Here is an 18,150-nt window from a genome sequence, read left to right as displayed (position 1 = left end):
AGAAATGGCGTACTTTTGCAGAAAATAAGGCAATATTATCTATTTTACAATGAGCGCAAAATCACCTTTTAAGGTATTCTCCGGAACAAACTCGAGATACCTTGCAGAAAAAATCTGTAACAGCTTGGGCTGTGAACTTGGTAACATGAACATTACTCACTTCGCGGACGGCGAGTTTGCCGTTTCTTATGAAGAATCCATCCGTGGACAGCATGTATTTCTGGTACAGTCCACTTTCCCCAACTCCGACAACCTGATGGAACTCCTGCTGATGATTGACGCTGCCAAGCGTGCATCTGCCAAGAGCATCATTGCCGTCGTTCCTTACTTCGGATGGGCTCGTCAGGACCGCAAGGACAAACCACGTGTATCTATCGGTGCGAAACTGGTAGCCGACTTGCTGAGCGTGGCAGGTATCGACCGTCTGATTACCATGGACTTGCACGCTGACCAGATTCAGGGTTTCTTCGATATTCCGGTAGACCACTTGTATGCATCTACTATTTTTGCTCCTTATATCCAGTCGCTGAACCTGGAAAATCTGGTTATCGCTACGCCCGACGTGGGTGGTTCAAAGCGTGCCAGCACTTACGCAAAATACCTGGATGTGCCTTTGGTATTGTGCCACAAGACACGTGAAAAAGCCAACGTGGTAGCTTCCATGCAGATTATCGGTGACGTGAAAGACAAGAACGTCATCCTGATTGACGACATGGTGGATACAGCCGGTACCATCACCAAGGCGGCCGACATCATGAAGGAAGCAGGTGCCCGCTCGGTACGTGCCATCGCTTCTCACTGTGTCATGTCGGGTCCGGCTTCTGAACGTGTACAGAACTCTCAGCTGGAAGAAATCGTGTTTACTGACAGTATACCTTACTCTCTGCGTTGCGCAAAGGTGAAACAGCTGTCCATCGCCGACATGTTTGCTGAAACCATCCGCCGCGTGATGTCGAACGAATCTATCAGCTCACAGTACCTGATTTAAAAATATAACCGGACACTCTGCACAAGAGATGGTCTGATACGATAAAGGATTTGCAGCCCGGTTTCCGCATCGGTTTGCAAATCCTTTTCCTTTGTCTTTACGCATCTTTTATCTTGACTTTTCTTTGCCCATGAAAATCCTCTGGCTCGACCTGAACAGTTCGTATGCGCATGCCTCACTGGCGCTTCCAGCCCTGCATGCCCAAGTGATGCACGACCCTTCCCTGGAGTGGGGAGTGGTGTCGGCTACCATCAATGAAAACCCGGGAATGACGGCCGGGGAAGTGGTGCGCCATGCACCCGATATCGTGGCGGCTACCTGCTGGCTCTTCAACCACGAGGCGCTCATGCACGTCATCAGCCGGGTGAAGGCTATGCTGCCGCGCTGCATCGTAACACTGGGCGGTCCGGAGTTTCTGGGGCCCAACGAGGACTTCCTGCGTACCAACCGCTTTGTCGACTGTGTGTTCCGGGGCGAGGGGGAAGAGACTTTTCCGCAGTGGCTCGCCCGCTGGCAACAGCCGGACGACTGGGATGCGGTCACGGGGCTATGCTTTCTGGATGCGGAAGGCCATTACCACGACAACGGGCTGTCGCGCGTCAGGACGTTCGACAAACTGGTCAATCCCGAACAAAGTCCGTTCTTCAACTGGACCAAGCCGTTCGTGCAACTGGAGACTACCCGAGGCTGCTTCAATACCTGCGCGTTCTGTGTGAGCGGAGGAGAAAAACCGGTGCGCACACTGTCCATCGAGGCCATCCGCGCCCGCGTCCGACTGATTCACGAAAAGGGTATCCGGAACATCCGGGTGCTCGACCGTACATTCAACTACCAGAGCCACCGGGCCAAGGCCCTGTTCGACCTCTTCCGGGAGTTTCCCGACATGCGTTTCCACCTGGAAATCCATCCGGCCCTGCTTTCGGAAGAACTGAAACGGGAACTGGCTTCCATGCCCAAGGGACTGCTTCACCTGGAGGCGGGCATCCAAAGCCTGCACGAAGAGGTACTCACCGTCAGCCGACGGGCCGGGAAACTGTCCGATGCCTTGGAGGGACTGCGTTATCTCTGCTCACTGGACAACATGGAGACGCATGCCGACCTGATTGCGGGGCTACCCCTCTATCACTTGTCGCAGATTTTCGACGACGTACGTACGCTGGCTGAATACCGTGCGGGAGAAATCCAGCTGGAATCGCTGAAGCTGCTGCCGGGCACGGAGATGCGGCGCCGGGCCAAGCAACTGGGCATCTGCTACTCTCCCCTGCCGCCCTACGAGGTGCTTCAGACCCGCGAAATCACTCCCGACGAGTTACAGACCGCCCGCCAGCTTTCGCGCCTGCTCGACGGATTCTACAACGCAACGGCCTGGCAGGAAGTCACCCGCCGCCTGATTGTGGAAGAACCCGACTTCCTGACGCGCTTCCTGAATCACCTGATTCAAATCGGGGTCATCGACCAGCCTATGGGACTGGAACGACGGGGCATCCTGCTCTATCAGTTCTGCAAGGCACACTATCCGCATTTCCTGACGGCCATGAGCCGGGCCTGGATTGAGGCCGGCATGTCGCTCAAGAAGGAACCGGCCGAACGGGTACGCACGAAGCACGTCACTCCGCCCGAAGTGTGGACGGTCTGCACGGGCACTTACCGTGACGACCTCCGCCTGTGCAAGCTCCCCGCCCCCGAAGAAGGACGCTGCTACTGGTATGGCTTCGAAACCGAAAGCCAGCAACTCCGCCCGGTGTTTACAGCCGTGAGCGAGGAATAAAAACCACCTCTCGCCCCCATACGATACGCTTACCCGTGTCCGTAGCGTGCCGGAAGCATCACCTTGACTTTTTTGGGGAATACCCGACAAGTGCCCCAAGGTGCCGGAATACGGTTCCTGAAAGACCACAGACCGGGTCAAGCCTTGGCAAGCGTAGCATACTCGCATCGGCAAAAAAGACAGGAACCGTCTGTAAACTCCCTGAAAAGCACCCCGAGAGAGGGGGAAAATCGTCCCGGAACATTAGGAAAATTGGCGGGCAAATTATAACTTTGCCCGAATTTTCAACTAGACTATGTATATATTCCGATCGATTCACGAAATTATCAATACCATTGCGGCGGCCAGGGGACTGCTTACGGAAATGTTCGAGAAGCGAAAGACGCTCAGTTTCCGTTATTCCGACGCACTGGCACTGCTCAAGGACGATGAAAACCGGTTGAAACTGCTCATAGAGAAGGAAGTCATCCGCCAGAACGGAAACTTCGTGGAACTGGATGCCCGCTTTCTCGACTTCTTCGAACTGCTCCTCGAGGCGAACGAGGACATCAACACGGCCATCATCGACGAGAACATCGCTTATCTGCACGAACTGATGGACTACTACGAGAAGGAGCAGATTGCCTCGCGCAAGGAGAGTTATGTGCGCAACATCAAGATTACGTTCCAGAAGATTGCGCGTACCACCCTCCGCAACATCATGAACCTGCAGAGCAGCATCGACAATGCCTTCAAGCACGAACCGACTTACCAGATAAAGATTGCCAAACTGGAGAACCTCGACAAGAAACGGATTCACATCCAGCAGCTGATTGACACCACCGAAAACCTCATCCTGCACGAGGAACGGCGGTTTTTCCAGCAGGCTACCGACGAGGAGCTGAACCGCATCCTGCTGGAACTGCGCAGTGAGCTCCAACTCTCGGCCCACAGCCTCATCCGGGCCCAGCAAGACATCATCAACTACCTGAACCAAATCAAGAGCCAGGTGATTCTGGTGGAGAAAATCCGGAAGGTGAAGTACCTGCAGGACCAGTTCGAGCTGCGGTCGCGAAGCAACCTCTCGGAGGTGCTCGACAAGGAACATTCCGTGCTGCTGGAGGGCACCGTGCCGTCTTCGTTCAAGCTGTCACTGCCTTATCTGAGTACCGACGAGGCACGCCCCGTCATCCTGAAGGTGCTGCACAACCTGCAATACCGCGAGATTATCCGCAGCCACGAGGCGGGAGCCTTCAGCGAAGAAGACATGGAATCGCCGGCCATGTACCAGGAGGTCATCGACCTGGAAGAGACCTTGGGCGACTACATCCAGGCACAGGCGCAGGCCCGCTGGAACGATGCCTCGGCTCCGGAAGAAGACCTCTTCCACTACCTGATGCACTACACCTTTGCCCGCGAGGTGGACGAGCAGGAACGCACCACCTTGTTCTGCCAGATGGTGTCGCTCTACGAAAACCGTCTCCACATCAGCGAGGAGTTCGGCCTGTACCACCAGTACGAGTATGCCAAGATTTACCCGGCGCACTCGTAACCCGCATTCATCCCTATACATTTGACTTATGGAACTGAACATACAAATACCTGACAATACCGCGGCCTTGTTCGACTCTCTCCAGAAGGGACAGTTCATCAGTTCGAACAGCTGCAACGAAGCCGTGCGCGACATGTACGACCAGATAGACGACCATTTCGAGGCGCTGTCGGTCTACTTCGCCCAAATCGGCTACACCCTGGAACGGGGCAACGAATACTTTTACTTCTCGCGGGTGGAACCGCGTACCACGCTGGAACAGAAAATCATGCGTGCCTACTACTGGATTGACGTGCTCGACCTGTTCAAGACCTACGACGAGACCTTCGGCGCGGGCTTCCGCTTCCAGCCCGAACAGATTCTGGTGGAGGCCAACCTCAACGTGATGCTGCAAAACAAGCTCGACGGCCTGCGCAAGCATTTCTCCGACAAGGACGTGCGCAAGGACGTGCTCGACAACATGATTCGCCAGCTCACCAAGGAATCTTTCCTGGAACTGGAGAACGAGAAGACCAACACCTACAAGGTGATGAGCTCCTGGCACTACCTGGAACGCCTGATTGAAAGTATCCAAATTTACGACGACACTGAAACGGAAGACAATGAGAAACCTGAATAGAATCATCTTTATCAACAGCGCCAACATTCCCTACGCCGACGACATCTACCTGGACGGGAATGTGCATTTCATCGGTACGCAGGGAGTGGGAAAAAGTACCGTCCTGCGCGCCATCCTGTTTTTCTACAACGCCGACACCCAGAAGCTGGGCATCCCCGTGGAGAAGCAGAGCTACACGGAGTATTATTTCCCCTACTCCAACTCCTACATCATCTACGAGGTGGCCACCGAGCAAGGCCCGTTCTGCATCCTGAGCTTCAAGTCGATGGGCCGCGTGTGCTACCGTTTCATCGACTCGCCCTACCGCATGGAGTTCTTCGTCGACGAACACCGCACGGCCTACAGCGGCAATGACCGCATCCGTGCCGCCCTCGACCAGTATGGCGTGGACTACTCGCGCATCATCTATACCTACGACGAATACCGTAACATCCTCTACGGCAACGGAGCAGGCCCCGAGATGAGCCGCTACTCGCTCATGGAGAGCAAGCAGTACCAGAACATCCCGCGCACCATCCAGAACGTGCTCCTCAACTCGAAGCTCGACGCGGAATTCATCAAGAAAACCATCATCTCGTCCATCAACGAAGACGAGACGGCCATCGACCTGAACACCTACAAGGAGCACCTGAAGAACTTCGAGACCCGCCTGCGCGACATCGAGGAGTTCCAGAAACGCGAGACGCAGAAACAGGCCAAGGAAATCACCTCCCTTTCGGCACAGGTAGCCCGCCAGCAGACGGCCCTCGTACAGGGTTGCCGCGAACTGGCCGCCACCTTCCGCCTCACCGAAAGCCAGTTGCCCAAGGCCGAGGAACGGAAGCGCAAGGCCGAAAAGGAACGTGCCGCCCTCCTCACCCGCCGTCAGGAACTGCAGGAACAGTCGCGCCAGCGCTGCGACAAGATGCAGGAGGCACTGGCCATCCTGAACAACGAACTGCAGAAGGCCCAGCAGAAGGAAAAAGAATATGCCCGCCGGCAGATTGAGGAAATCAAGGAACGGGCGGCCCGCAAGGACGAATGGAAAAACAAGCAGCAGGGATTGCAGGAAGAACAGCGCATCCTCACCTCGCACTATACGGAAATCTCCACCAAGTACAAGTCGCTCATCCAGAGCCTCGACGAGCAGTGGAACCGCATCCATGAGGCCAAAATCAAGCAGCTCGAGGGACTGAACAACACGTTCAACACCCGCATCGAGGAAGCCCGCCGACAGCACGAAGCGGCCACCGAAGCCCTCTATCAGGAGTACGAACAGCTTTCCCAGCAACTGCATCCGGAACGCAGCGGCAAGCAGAACGAACTGACCGCCCTCGACTACCAGATGCAGCTGTGCCGCAAGGAAACCTTCTTCGAAGCCGAGCAGGAGGAACTGAAACACCGCATCCAGTCGTACACGGGCCTGCACATGAGCAAGAAGAACCGCATCAACAACGCCCAGCTCGTCATCAAGGAACTCACCCTGAAGTGGGAAGAGGAATTGCAGAAGGGACTGAAGGAGAAAGACGAGGCCCTGATGCAGCTGCAGGCCGAGCACTTGCAGCTCCGCCCACGCATGGACGAACTGGAGACCTTCCTGAAAAACAGCAAAAGCACCCTGCAAGGCTGGCTCAAGGAGCACAAGAAGGGATGGGAAGAGAACATCGGCAAACTGTGCGATGAGTCCATCCTCTGGCAGACCAACCTTTCGCCGAAGATAGTGGACGAGGGCACGTCGTTCTACGGCATCTCCATCTCCCTGCAGGACATCGAACGCCACATCCGCTCCATCGACGACTATCAGGCGGAACGCGACAAGGGCGTGAAGCGGCTGGCGGAAATCCAGGCCGAAACCCTCCGTCTGCAACAGGAAAAGGAGGCTTTGGAGGAACAGCTGAAGGCCAAGTACCAGCCCCGCATCAAAGAGCAGAAAGACGTGATTTCGGTACAGGAATACGAGCTGGAGAAACTGGAACAGCAATACCAGAAAGACATGCTCGACCTGGACGACTGGAAGAAGAAGGCGGAAGCCGAACGTGCCGCCAAGCTCCGGAAACTGGAGGAAGAAAAGCAACGCATCGCCGCGGAACTGCAAGAGATTGACGGCAAGCTGAACAACCTGAACCGCGAGAAGAGCGAGAAACTGAACCGGCTGAAGCAGGAATGGAACCGGGTGCAGCAGGACATCGCCCGGGAGAAGGAAACACAGGCGGGCAGCATCCGTCTGGAAGACCAGGAGGAACAGCAGCGCATCGCCACGGAAAAGGCGGAATACGAGCGCCAGATGAAGCAGGAACTCCACTCGCAGGGGGCCGACACCGAACGTCTGCAACAGATTGGCAGTCAGCTGCGCGACATCGACCGCGAACTGCAGTTCATCAAGGAGCACGCCACCCTCCTCATCGAGTACGAGAAAGACAAGCGCGACCTCATCGACCACATTCCGGAATGGAAACGTGAGCAGGAGGAACAGAAGCGTCAGCTTGGTCAGGAAAAGGACAACCTGCGCCGGGAGACCTCGGGCTTGCAGGAACAGATTGACGCCCTCCACAAGGAACTGCAGCAGGCCGAGCAGGAAGTGACGCAGTTGCAGGCCAACCTGGAGGCATACGGCAAGATTCCGGCCTACGACTGGTACAAGCCGCATCAGGACATTTTCAATCCGGAGCACCCTGTCACGGTGGAAATCCACACGCCGCGTACCTGTCTGGAACTGATTGACGAGCTGGGCCGCACGGACAGCCAGTACATGACGTTGCAGAACCGCCTGCGCAAGGAAGTGAACCTCTTCACCGGCCATTTCGACGAAGACAACACCTTCAAGTTCAAGACCAAGTTTACCGAAGACTGGGAGTACCTCCGCTTTGCCGAGGAGCTGCACGACTTCGTGGAAGAGAACAAAATCAGCGAGTTCGTCCGCCGCATCAACAACGAGCACTCCGACATCTTCAAGCGCATCAGCATGGATACCTCGATGCTGACGGCTTCGGAAGACGACATCCAGGACCTCATCGGCAAGGTGAACAAGGGATTCCAGACGTGCAACTTCGTGGGCGTCATCCAGTGCATCGAGATGAAGGTGGAAGAGAGCAGCAACCGCGTGGTGAACAGCCTGCGTGCCATCCAGAAATACTACAACGAGCATGCCTACGACCTGGCGCCGGGCACCAACCTCTTCTCGTCGGAAAACGAGCAGCTGGTGAAGCAGGAAGCCATCGCCCTGCTCCGCGACTTCATCAAGGAGATTCATGCCTACCGCTACGACAGCATCCGCCTGTACGACTCGTTCGAGCTGCGTTTCCGCATCATCGAGAACAACAACGACACGGGCTTCGTGGAGAAACTCTCGAACGTGGGTTCGGAAGGAACGGACATTCTGGTGAAGGCCATGATCAACATCATGCTGCTGAACGTGTTCAAGGAAGGGGCTTCGCGCAAGTTCAAGGATTTCAAGCTGCACTGCATGATGGACGAAATCGGCAAGCTCCACCCGAACAACGTGAACGGTATCCTGAAGTTTGCCAACGACCGGAACATCATCCTCATCAACGGCTCGCCCACGGAACTGAACCGCGATGCCTACAAGCATGTGTACCTGCTCACCAAAGGGGCACAGAGCAAGACGCGCATCGCCCGGCTCATCTCCGACCAGAAGCTGTAAACAGAGAGAACAGGCTCAGGCAAACATGAATTGACAACCTGCTATAATCCAAAATGAAAACCTTACTCAGATAAATGGCTACCATTCACTGAGTAAGGTTTTTATTTTTCATTCCGAGGAACATGTTACAATTTTTTCCTACATCTCGGAAATAGAAATATTTTTTATAATTAATTTTGAGGAAGCAAACCTTGCTGGCCTGATTGCAATAATATTATTCAAGTTAATTCGAGGAAGAAATTGAACATCACTAGCCACATTCTGAATATACAGGCTGAAACGCACCGGTATATCCGCAGGAAGCTCTACCTGCGGAGAAAGTCTAAGATTACCTTCTTTCGTGAATGTACCATATATGTTTCCCGTATACTGATTTCCAAGCTCATCATACACCACCACATTATCCCCTAAAAATACACGCATGGAATAATCTTTATCGGTAACATTCTGAAACAACATTTCCACTACTACATACTCTCCCGACCGGTAGGCTTTTAAGAATTTTGCCTCCAACGATCTGTCAGGAGTTGTAATTTCCACATTTCGACTACTTGAAGCATTTACACTGAAAGGAAGTACCGACAAACTCACTACTAAAGTGAGCCAAACAATAAGACATTTTTTCATAGTAAAAAATTTTATATTTATTCAACGTCATAAAATTAAATATTTCCTTCAAGAAATACAACTAATATTTATATTTCTTGTCTAGAAATAATTTTTAAAGGTTGCGTATAATTCTTTTCCGCTTGCCGCTTCACTCGGTTTGCACTCTATCTTTGAAGAATATAGGCCGCACCTCGGAAACGCAAGCTGGAAAACTTCGTTTTCCGCTTGCCGCTTCGCTCGGTTTGCACTATCTTTGGAAAAAAGTATTCATTATTCATTCTTAATTATTCATTCGCCCCATGAAGTACCCTATCGGAATACAGAGCTTTGACCGCATCATCGAAGACGGATATGTCTATGTTGACAAAACAGACCTGATTTACCAGCTTGCACAAGAAGGAAGCATTTATTTCCTGAGCCGTCCGCGACGCTTCGGAAAAAGTCTGCTGGTGTCCACACTGGAGCACTACTTCCTGGGGCACAAGGAACTGTTCAAGGGACTGAAAATAGACCAGCTGGAAAAGGCCTGGAATGTGTATCCCGTGTTTCATGTGGACTTCAACGGCTCCAACTTCACCCAAGCGGGCGTACTGGAAGAACGGCTGGAGGATTACGTGTCCGATTGGGAAACCCGCTACGGACTGACTTCCGAAGCCGACCGGCTGGACGTGGGAGGACGCTTTATCAAGGTGCTCCGCGCGGCGCACGAGCAGACCGGACGACGGGCTGTAGTACTGATTGATGAATACGACAAACCGATTCTGGACGTGCTCGATGTGGACACCGGTCTGGAGGACCGACATCGCAACGTGCTGAAGGCCTTCTACTCCGTGTTCAAGGGAGCCGATGCACACCTGCAGTTCGTCCTGCTGACGGGAGTCACCAAATTCTCGCAGGTGAGTGTGTTCAGCGGGTTCAACCAGCCCAAGGACATCAGCATGGACCGACGCTACGAAGCGCTCTGCGGCATCACACAGGAAGAGATAGACCGCTATTTCCCGGAGCCCATCGCGGAAATGGCACACGAATATGGTTTTACGCCGGAAGAAATGAAACAACGTCTCAAGCTGCAATACGATGGGTATCATTTCAGCAAACAGATGACAGACGTATATAATCCTTTCAGCCTGCTTAATGCATTAGACAGCCAAAGTGTAGATGATTACTGGTTCCGCTCCGGCACGCCCACCTACCTCATCCGGCTTCTCACCCATTTTAACGAGAACCTCAACGAGCTTACCGGAAAATACTACCGCCCGGAAGAGTTCATCGACTACAAGGCGGATGTGGAACAGCCCCTGCCCATGATTTTCCAAAGCGGATACCTCACCATCAAGGGGTACAATATGCGCATGAACAAGTTCCTGCTCGACTTCCCCAACAACGAGGTGAAGAACGGCTTCCTGACCATGTTGGCCGCCTCCTACCTGAAGCCCAAACAGCGCGTGGAAGGATGGGTGGACGAGGTGGTGGAAACCTTGGAAGCGGGCGACACGGACACCCTGCGTACCCTCTTCACGTCTTTCCTGGCCAGCATCCCCTACACCATGCGACGCAAGGAGGACGAGACCGAACGCGAGCGTTATTTCCAGTACACCTTCTACCTGATTATGCGAATGGTCAGTGTCTACACGGTCTATGTGGAAAAGGCACAGAGTCAAGGACGGGTGGACTGCATCGTGGAAACGCCGCAATATATCTATATCTTCGAGTTCAAGCTGGACGGTACAGCCGAAGAGGCTCTTCAGCAGATAGAGGAAAAAGGCTATGCAAAGGAATATGCTTCCGACTCCCGCACGCTTTACAGGATAGGGGCCAGCTTCTCTTCCGAAACCGGCACCATCGGTGACTGGAAATGTATATAAAATAAACCAATCAACCTGTCATAATGATGATACAACAAACCACTTTCACTCTCCGGCCGCGCACCCGCGGCTTTCATCTGGTGACGGATGAGGTGCTGAGCCACCTGCCGGCACTGCCCAAGACCGGACTGCTCAACCTCTTCATCCAGCATACCAGTGCCGGACTGTCTATCAACGAGAACTGCGACCCGGACGTACGGAGCGACATGGAAAAGATTTTCAATAACCTGGTGCGTGAACGAGAATCCTGGTACGACCATACGCTGGAAGGCTGGGACGACATGCCCGCCCATGCCAAATCGACCCTGGTGGGTGCCAGCCTGTCCATCCCGGTGACCGACGGACGACTGAACCTGGGCACGTGGCAGGGAATCTACCTCTGTGAGTTCCGCAACCACGGCGGAGGGCGGCGTATCGTGGCCACCCTCATCGGAGAATAACACGGAGGAAGGAATACGGTCGGCACGAAGGTCCTCGTCGCGGAAACATTTTCATCGGAGAATAACGTGGAGGAAGTCCTTCCTCGTCAGAAAGCGGGCGGCGGAGCGGAAAGGCTGAGGCTGTCGGAGAAACATTTGCCGGCTTCTCCGGTCAGCACCACCCGCGACAGGTCGATTCCCTCGGCGGCTTCTTCAGAAATGACACCCTTGGCGGCCATTCTGCGGGCCACCAAGCGGAAGTGTCCTTCCTGGTTCTCTTTCAACCTCCCGTTGTCATCAAACGAGCTGCGGAAATGCTTCGGCTTCGGGATGATGGAAGCCAGGTAGATACATTCCTCCAGCGTGAGTTGCGACGGACGCTTCCCAAAATAGAATTCCGAGGCTTCCAGCAGACCATAGATTCTCGGTCCCCATTCCGCGATGTTGAGATACACCTCGAACATCCGTTCTTTCGAAGTCAGCCGGTTCTGCTCAATCAGCCATACAATCAAGGCTTCTTCCAGTTTACGCGCGATGTTTTTGCGGCGGTTCAGAAATACGTTCTTGACCAGCTGCATGGAAATCGTGCTTCCTCCACGGGCAAAACGGCGGGCTTTCAGGTCGTAGGCCATGGCCTGACGGATGGCGTCGGGCAGGAAGCCCTGATGATAGAAGAAACCGCCGTCCTCACTTTGCAGCACGGCCATGCGCATCAGCTGGGGCACACTGTCGAACGGCAGGAAGTGGTTCCACGACGGTCCGACCGGAAATGTGCGTACCGGCACTTCATCTTCGTAGGCGGTATATTCAAACTCTTCCGACATCTTGCTGAGATTGGTCGCTCCATAGCCCAGAATCCGGAAATGCTCCGGACGCAGGTCGGAATGGAACTGCAGGCTGTCGGGACAGGCCAAGTCGGCATCCAGTCCGAAATCGTAGGACAGGTTGCCTGCCACCCGGATGCCCTCCAGGTTCTCGAACAAGCCATGGGGCAAGGAACCGAACAGCTCTTCAGCCGGGAAAGAAGGTTTGTGGATGGACGCAATCAGATGGGCGGGCGGTTCCAGGCGCAGGTAGGGATGAAACCGCAGACGGTTGAAACGCACCGTACTCGCGCTGTCCAGTTCCAGGGCATGCGGCTCCACGTTCAGGTGGAAATCCAGCTCCCCCTCGTCCAGGTTGATGCGCTCCGGCGACAACCGGCGGTGGAACACGGCCAGTCCGTCCACTTCCGTTTTCCCGGACAAAACCAGTTTTCCGTTCTCCCTCTGCTGGGTGAAACTCAGGTAGAGGCGGTTGAAAGACACCTCTGCCCCGAACCTGCGGCGGATATAAGGTACAATCAATTCCGGAGCCTGAATGCCTACCGACACCCGTCGTTCGTCGGCATTGATTTCACCTTCGGTCTGCCAGTGCTGCGTGCGTGCACCCTCCACGAAAGTGAGCCGGCTCTTGAAACGATGATGGTCAATATTGAATTCCGGCACGAACAGGCTGACCGAATCGCTGTCCTTCCGCTCCCGAATCCGGAGATGGGTAAGGCGTCCGTCGGAAGGCAGCAGACGGAACACCCCGTCGAGCACCAGTTGCACCCGCTTGTCGTATCCCGCATGCGAATGGTCCTGCGCGGCCTCCTCCCCTCCCGTCCGGCTGCGGAACAGGAAGTCGTAGTTGGCCGTCTGGTTCTCCTTCACGAAACTGACCGTGAGGCCGTCCATGTACACATTGCGCACCTCCACATTGCCTTTCAGCAGTTGCCAGAAGCCCAGGTCAAACGCCGCCGAACGAAGCGTCAGCAGCGTGTCCCTTCCCTCCGGCACCACCGACAGTCCCCCGAGGGAAAGCCGTCCGGTCCCTTCAAAGCGCAGGCTCTCATAATGCACATCCAGCCCGTAGCGTTGTTCCACCTGGGCAATCTTCTTTTCCGTCAGCCGGTTCAGGATGCGGTTGCGGAAAATCCACAATCCGCCGGCCAGCAGAAAGAGGCACACCAGCAGGCCCGCACCCGTGTAAATCAGTATCCGTTTCATAATGTTCGCGTCTATGCCACAAAGGTAAAAAATATTCGCTGAAAAACTTTGGAAAATTTCATCCGCATAACCTATAAATTCGTACAGATAGTGCCATCACAGCAACAATCAGGAACAAAATCACCTTATTCCGTTTGCATTCAATCTTTTTCACCGTTATTTTTGGAAAAAGAGAAACATTTTTCTTTTCACACTCAATATATATATCAGAGGCAAAACCAAGGAGCAGGCACATCCCTCCACCTTAAAGGGGATATTCCCTGTGTCTGCCATTTATTCACCGGCTTCAGGGGGAATAAGCACATAAAAAGGAATGCTATGAAAAAAATTATCAAACTGTTTGGAATGATGTTCTGCGCCATGGCCATGTACGCCTGTGGGGAAAATGACGAGTCCACAATGAGTTCCCTTCAAGAGCAGTTCATTGACGTAGAAAACGGAGAATACACAGAAGGCAGTCTCCCGGTAGGCAACAATACACAAATGCTACAAGCTGCCTCATTCGATGAAACAGCCCTCCCCGGAGGAACCTCTTACCTTACCTTGAATGCCAATGAGGAACTCGATTATGTCAATATCGGCGTGCAGGGAGAAAGCGGATACCTCAAAGTGAAACTGGATGCCCCAGTGACCGCCCAAGGCCGTGCCACAGAAGAAGGCAAGATTTACATCTATACCATACTGGTACTGCTCAGCCAGAACCTGAATGAAAACTTCATCCTTGAATTTACCACCGTAAACAGACGAGGAGAAGTGTCGCCGAGATTCACAAGCCAGACCCACTTTGTAGAAGCCGGAACCGGCGACTTGCAAGTCAATCTGCGTTTCAGCAATGAAAAAGATGTAGACTTGTATGTGGTAGAACCCAATGGAAACATCATCTATTATGGCCAGATTTTCCCCTACTATTCAGAGCAGTATCAAATACTCAACGACTGGCTAGAGAACGGGAATTACTATGATGAGCCAGACATTGAATGGGAAAAAATCGGACTGGACATTGACTCCAACGCCGGATGTGATATCGACGGAACGAACAGTGAGAACATCTTCTTCAACACAGACTGCATGCAGAAAGGCACGTATCAGGTATGGGTAAACATGTATGCCAACTGTGACCCTTCCACTGCCACAAGCTATACCGTCAGGGCAACCTATAAAGGAAGTGCCGTCATCCCGAAATCAGGCTCAAACCCCACTTCAGGAGTTTTCCCGGCAGGCACACCCGACAACAGCATCGACGATGAACTGACCGGAGCCACGAAAGTGATGGAATTTACCATCAATGAGGGTATCGAACCAGGAAGAAGTGCGGCCACTTCTCCGCAAAAGCATCTGCTGAAAACCGAATTCAACATGCTGCTGGCAAAATAAGCATATAGCTCCATTCATTCTAACAGGACATATCTAATCTCTCTTTTCCGTTCCGTACGCTCAGGCACCTCCCTTTACACGTTTCAACAGGCTGCCGGACACGTACGGAACGTTTTTTATGCATAAGAATCGCGATACCAGTCATGGATATTCCAAAAGAAATCGTATCTTTACAGCATAATCCATTTTTATTAACTAAAAACTTTAGAATTATGGCAAGTAGAAAATCATTGAAAAAAACCGTCAATTATATCACCGAAGTGGCAGCAGGACTCTGCCTGGTAGAATCGGCCAACGCCAATGCGGAAAAACGGGAAGCTTACAGCCAGCTGTTTCTCCAGATTATCAACTTGCGCAACGACATCATCAGCCGCATCAGCCACACCGAACCGGGCAGCGTGAAACTGTTCTACAAGAAGCTGAGAACCGACTTCAATGCCGAAGTGGACAGCGTGTTCAAAAAACTGGAAGAACTGGCCAAATAAGTGCGCATGAAACAAGCCATCTGCAGGTTTATCTACCACAAACTGCTGGGCTGGAAAGCGGAAGTGGATGTGCCCGACTTCAAGAAGTGCATCATCTGCGCGGCCCCGCACACCACCAACTGGGACCTGATTATCGGGAAACTGTTCATCACGGCCGTAGGCCGCCAGTCGGGCTTTCTGATGAAGAAGGAATGGTTCTTCTTCCCGCTGGGCATCCTGTTCCGGAAGATGGGAGGGATTCCCGTACACCGCGACAAGCGTACGTCCATGGTGGACCAGCTGGTAGAACGAATCAAGAAAAGCGATACGTTTCACCTGGCCATCACCCCGGAAGGCACTCGCTCGGCCAACCCGGAATGGAAAAAGGGGTTCTATTACATCGCCCTGGGAGCCCAGATTCCCATCGTGCTGATAGGCATAGACTATCAAAAGAAATGTATCAAGGCGGGGAAATACCTCATGCCGACGGGCGACATTGAAAAGGACATGAAGGAAATCAAGTCGTATTTCAAGGATTTCAAGGGGAAACATCCCGAGAAATTCACCGTGGGAAACATCGACTGAAAACGTATGCGAAAAACGCTTCGACGTTTACTCCAAAACGCAAGGACGTTTCAACTAAAACGCAAGTGCGTTTGAAGGAAAACGCAAGGACGTTTTGACCGAAACGCAAGTGCGTTTTTCCCCCAGCGCAAAGGCGTTTGAAAAAACAGGAAAAGCTGCCTCATTTTCAACAAATTGGGGCAGCTTTTCTTTGTTTTGTCATAGAATGAGAATTATCGTCTCAGCCTCTTTCGAGCATTGGATAAGGTTCAATTCATCCAATTTTTAAGTTCCTTTTAATAGTTAATATTATCTATTGTAAAGATTGATGAATATATAGTATCTCCCACATCCGTTACAGTGAAAGAGATATATGCCGGTGTTCCGACATAAGGAATATCATTAATGTTGGCAGCAGTCCATCCGATATGACCCGCATAAGGATCTCCTTCATCAGGCATATTCGGATAATCATTAAACTGCGTATTGTCTTGACCGATGATATTCACGCTCGTCAGCATAATGGAATAAGAGCCATAAGGTCCATAAATCGTCATGACCACACAATCATCAAATGCTGAACCGACCCACTCATTAAACTCCGCAGAGATAAAGTCATAATGGAACGAAAGATTCTTGATATTTTTTTCTATCGGCCCCAATATCATCATACTGGAAGTGCCTCCGATAGCATAACCATCTGCTGAAACCAGACAGTTACCTGAAGATATGGCGGCATAATGACTACCTTCCTGCGGAACCATATCCCCCACACTGCCTTCCATTATACTGCCGTCGCCTATCAGGTAAATTCCGTCATTTCCTTTTTCAAAATTTGTATTGCCGTCAAAGCTGCTAACTTCCGGATTGTTTGTAATGTATGACAAAACGACATCCTGAAGCATCTCGTTTCCATTCTTATCCATCATGCCTTTCTTCACAGTAATGGTGATGCTCACATTGATCTGGAATTCCTCCCAAGGGGTAAATGTGATAATCGCATTTCCTGTAGAACTGGCATTGATTGTAATTGTTCCTTTCACATCCACTCCATCTACGGTTACCACAAAATTATCTTTGATAGAAGGGAGCAAGATTTTGTCATCAAAAAAGAACATGATAGGCAAATTTGCGGGGAAAGTGACGTTGCTCTCTCCTGCACGTGAAATGGAATGTGTGTAACCCATCTGCTGTTCACGGGTATTTGTTCTTTCCGAATAAAGCAACGGAATAGAAGCGTATTTCACAGATGCCGTAGCTGGCATCAGTTCAGATATAGAAGGAACCGTCTGCACAATAGTGAGCGGTTGCCCGTCATTACCCTCCTCTGTGATTTCTTCAACGGCACCCTTTACTTCGTCACCATTATTCACAATATTAAACTCATCATAGTTTATACTGGGAATTTCCTCCTCTCCCTCAAATGGTATTCTAATCTCAGTGCCATCTTTGAGAACAAATATAACCTCACCGTTTTCTACACTCACGTTGCTGAACCATGAATCACCACTGGCTCCAGGCTCGCCGACAGCTTTTACCGGGTTACCATTCTCATCCAGCACCTCAACAAAGGTCAGCCCATGGTCATAACTGATCATCCAATAGCCTGTCGTGCTGACTTTCAACTGCGGCGTAACCGCATCATTTCCTGTGACAGGAATCTTATTGCCGTTTTCATCTGTCAGCCAGTCTTGCTGACCGTCTATTGTTTGAGTCCAATAGTATTTACCATCCGTATCTTTATTAAATCCGATAACCGGGGCATCTTTTCCAGCCGTTCCATTAGCTATCGATGCCGTTTGCCCGTCACTGAATGTAATAGTATATCCGTTTTCTGTTTCCGTAACACTCGTTACATACACATTAGCTTCCAATGCGTTCACGATAGAACTCATGGAAGAGATGTTTGTGTTCATTTGAGTTAATTGCCCTTCAATGTTCGTCAAACGTTCGTCCAGATCATTCACCTTGTTCCAGAGTTCCCCATCATCATACTTACAGGATATGGCACCAATTATCATCAGCGACCATAAGAAGAAAGATTTTAGTTTCATAACGCTAATTTTTCAGGTTAATAACTACATTATTTAAGATTAACACGATTTTCCCCTTAAAGCCTTGATACATTCTTTCAAACATTCGAATTATACTCAGTTCCTGCCAAGCGTAAATCAAGACAGCAATTATTGCATCTTCGAAGAGAATGCTTGCCACATGAGGAGAAAGGACATACATGTTTGATTCTACGACCATCGACTTGTGTTTTCCATGTTTTGGCG

At 51.8% G+C, this 18,150-nt stretch carries 13 protein-coding genes; 10 read left to right on the top strand and 3 right to left on the bottom strand.

Features of this window, described 5'->3' with window-relative positions; genetic code table 11:
• Nucleotides 1-49 precede the first annotated feature (49 nt).
• From BQ7480_RS06985 to BQ7480_RS06965, 5 genes are all read left to right on the top strand, one after another.
• Nucleotides 50-988 (top strand): ribose-phosphate pyrophosphokinase, encoded by a 939-nt coding sequence (locus BQ7480_RS06985; protein WP_072542284.1) that lies wholly within the window; start codon nt 50-52, stop codon nt 986-988.
• Between the two features lie 130 nt (nt 989-1,118).
• Nucleotides 1,119-2,756: a B12-binding domain-containing radical SAM protein gene (locus tag BQ7480_RS06980; RefSeq protein ID WP_072542283.1), complete on the top strand. Its 1,638-nt coding sequence runs from the start codon at nt 1,119-1,121 to the stop codon at nt 2,754-2,756.
• Nucleotides 2,757-3,051: 295 nt separating this feature from the next.
• Nucleotides 3,052-4,287 (top strand): hypothetical protein, encoded by a 1,236-nt coding sequence (locus tag BQ7480_RS06975; protein WP_072542282.1) that lies wholly within the window; start codon nt 3,052-3,054, stop codon nt 4,285-4,287.
• Between the two features lie 28 nt (nt 4,288-4,315).
• Nucleotides 4,316-4,906: a condensin complex protein MksE gene (locus tag BQ7480_RS06970; RefSeq protein WP_072542281.1), complete on the top strand. Its 591-nt coding sequence runs from the start codon at nt 4,316-4,318 to the stop codon at nt 4,904-4,906.
• On the top strand, nt 4,890-8,546 hold the full coding sequence (locus BQ7480_RS06965) for an ATP-binding protein (RefSeq protein WP_072542280.1): 3,657 nt from the start codon (nt 4,890-4,892) through the stop codon (nt 8,544-8,546). Before BQ7480_RS06970 ends, BQ7480_RS06965 begins: the two co-directional genes overlap by 17 nt.
• A 138-nt stretch (nt 8,547-8,684) precedes the next feature.
• Here BQ7480_RS06965 and BQ7480_RS06960 read toward each other — a convergent pair whose 3' ends face one another.
• Entirely contained in the window at nt 8,685-9,173 is a 489-nt protein-coding gene (locus BQ7480_RS06960) for a hypothetical protein (RefSeq protein WP_022354617.1), read from the bottom strand.
• A gap of 281 nt (nt 9,174-9,454) precedes the next feature.
• Here BQ7480_RS06960 and BQ7480_RS06955 point away from each other — a divergent pair, with 281 nt between their 5' ends.
• Both BQ7480_RS06955 and BQ7480_RS06950 read left to right on the top strand, forming a co-directional pair.
• Nucleotides 9,455-11,020, top strand: a complete 1,566-nt coding sequence (locus BQ7480_RS06955; protein WP_072542279.1) for an ATP-binding protein — start codon at nt 9,455-9,457, stop codon at nt 11,018-11,020.
• A 26-nt stretch (nt 11,021-11,046) separates the two neighbouring features.
• Nucleotides 11,047-11,460, top strand: a complete 414-nt coding sequence (locus BQ7480_RS06950; RefSeq protein ID WP_022354620.1) for a secondary thiamine-phosphate synthase enzyme YjbQ — start codon at nt 11,047-11,049, stop codon at nt 11,458-11,460.
• Nucleotides 11,461-11,546: 86 nt separating this feature from the next.
• Here the strand turns inward: BQ7480_RS06950 and BQ7480_RS06945 are convergent, their stop codons facing one another.
• Nucleotides 11,547-13,469: a transglycosylase domain-containing protein gene (locus tag BQ7480_RS06945; RefSeq protein WP_072542278.1), complete on the bottom strand. Its 1,923-nt coding sequence runs from the start codon at nt 13,467-13,469 to the stop codon at nt 11,547-11,549.
• Between the two features lie 318 nt (nt 13,470-13,787).
• Here BQ7480_RS06945 and BQ7480_RS06940 point away from each other — a divergent pair, with 318 nt between their 5' ends.
• The 3 genes from BQ7480_RS06940 to BQ7480_RS06930 all read left to right on the top strand — a co-directional run bounded on the left by BQ7480_RS06940 (nt 13,788) and on the right by BQ7480_RS06930 (nt 15,892).
• Nucleotides 13,788-14,843, top strand: a complete 1,056-nt coding sequence (locus tag BQ7480_RS06940) for a hypothetical protein (protein WP_072542277.1) — start codon at nt 13,788-13,790, stop codon at nt 14,841-14,843.
• Between the two features lie 212 nt (nt 14,844-15,055).
• On the top strand, nt 15,056-15,328 hold the full coding sequence (locus tag BQ7480_RS06935; protein ID WP_072542276.1) for a hypothetical protein: 273 nt from the start codon (nt 15,056-15,058) through the stop codon (nt 15,326-15,328).
• 6 nt (nt 15,329-15,334) lie between these two features.
• Nucleotides 15,335-15,892 carry a 1-acyl-sn-glycerol-3-phosphate acyltransferase gene (locus BQ7480_RS06930; protein WP_072543939.1) on the top strand — a complete coding sequence of 186 codons (558 nt, stop codon included), beginning with the start codon at nt 15,335-15,337 and terminating at the stop codon, nt 15,890-15,892.
• A 275-nt stretch (nt 15,893-16,167) separates the two neighbouring features.
• On the opposite strand, the gene BQ7480_RS06925 is transcribed toward BQ7480_RS06930, so the two are convergent.
• The gene (locus BQ7480_RS06925) at nt 16,168-17,925 is read right to left on the bottom strand and encodes a PL29 family lyase N-terminal domain-containing protein (protein WP_083581780.1); all 1,758 of its coding nucleotides are present in this window, start codon (nt 17,923-17,925) and stop codon (nt 16,168-16,170) included.
• Nucleotides 17,926-18,150 lie beyond the last annotated feature (225 nt).

It is taken from the genome of Bacteroides mediterraneensis (assembly GCF_900128455.1).
Classification (GTDB): domain Bacteria; phylum Bacteroidota; class Bacteroidia; order Bacteroidales; family Bacteroidaceae; genus Phocaeicola; species Phocaeicola mediterraneensis.
Note: the sequence above shows the minus strand (reverse complement) of the source record. Positions and strands in the feature narration are given on the sequence as shown.

What these genes read in the sequence shown, in the direction of transcription:
- BQ7480_RS06935 (WP_072542276.1), top strand. Translation starts at nt 15,056, where the DNA reads ATGGCAAGTAGAAAATCATTGAAAAAAACCGTCAATTATATCACCGAA.
- BQ7480_RS06945 (WP_072542278.1), bottom strand. Translation starts at nt 13,469, where the DNA reads ATGAAACGGATACTGATTTACACGGGTGCGGGCCTGCTGGTGTGCCTC.
- BQ7480_RS06950 (WP_022354620.1), top strand. Translation starts at nt 11,047, where the DNA reads ATGATACAACAAACCACTTTCACTCTCCGGCCGCGCACCCGCGGCTTT.
- BQ7480_RS06930 (WP_072543939.1), top strand. Translation starts at nt 15,335, where the DNA reads ATGAAACAAGCCATCTGCAGGTTTATCTACCACAAACTGCTGGGCTGG.
- BQ7480_RS06980 (WP_072542283.1), top strand. Translation starts at nt 1,119, where the DNA reads ATGAAAATCCTCTGGCTCGACCTGAACAGTTCGTATGCGCATGCCTCA.
- BQ7480_RS06940 (WP_072542277.1), top strand. Translation starts at nt 13,788, where the DNA reads ATGAAAAAAATTATCAAACTGTTTGGAATGATGTTCTGCGCCATGGCC.
- BQ7480_RS06960 (WP_022354617.1), bottom strand. Translation starts at nt 9,173, where the DNA reads ATGAAAAAATGTCTTATTGTTTGGCTCACTTTAGTAGTGAGTTTGTCG.
- BQ7480_RS06975 (WP_072542282.1), top strand. Translation starts at nt 3,052, where the DNA reads ATGTATATATTCCGATCGATTCACGAAATTATCAATACCATTGCGGCG.
- BQ7480_RS06925 (WP_083581780.1), bottom strand. Translation starts at nt 17,925, where the DNA reads ATGAAACTAAAATCTTTCTTCTTATGGTCGCTGATGATAATTGGTGCC.
- BQ7480_RS06985 (WP_072542284.1), top strand. Translation starts at nt 50, where the DNA reads ATGAGCGCAAAATCACCTTTTAAGGTATTCTCCGGAACAAACTCGAGA.
- BQ7480_RS06965 (WP_072542280.1), top strand. Translation starts at nt 4,890, where the DNA reads ATGAGAAACCTGAATAGAATCATCTTTATCAACAGCGCCAACATTCCC.
- BQ7480_RS06955 (WP_072542279.1), top strand. Translation starts at nt 9,455, where the DNA reads ATGAAGTACCCTATCGGAATACAGAGCTTTGACCGCATCATCGAAGAC.
- BQ7480_RS06970 (WP_072542281.1), top strand. Translation starts at nt 4,316, where the DNA reads ATGGAACTGAACATACAAATACCTGACAATACCGCGGCCTTGTTCGAC.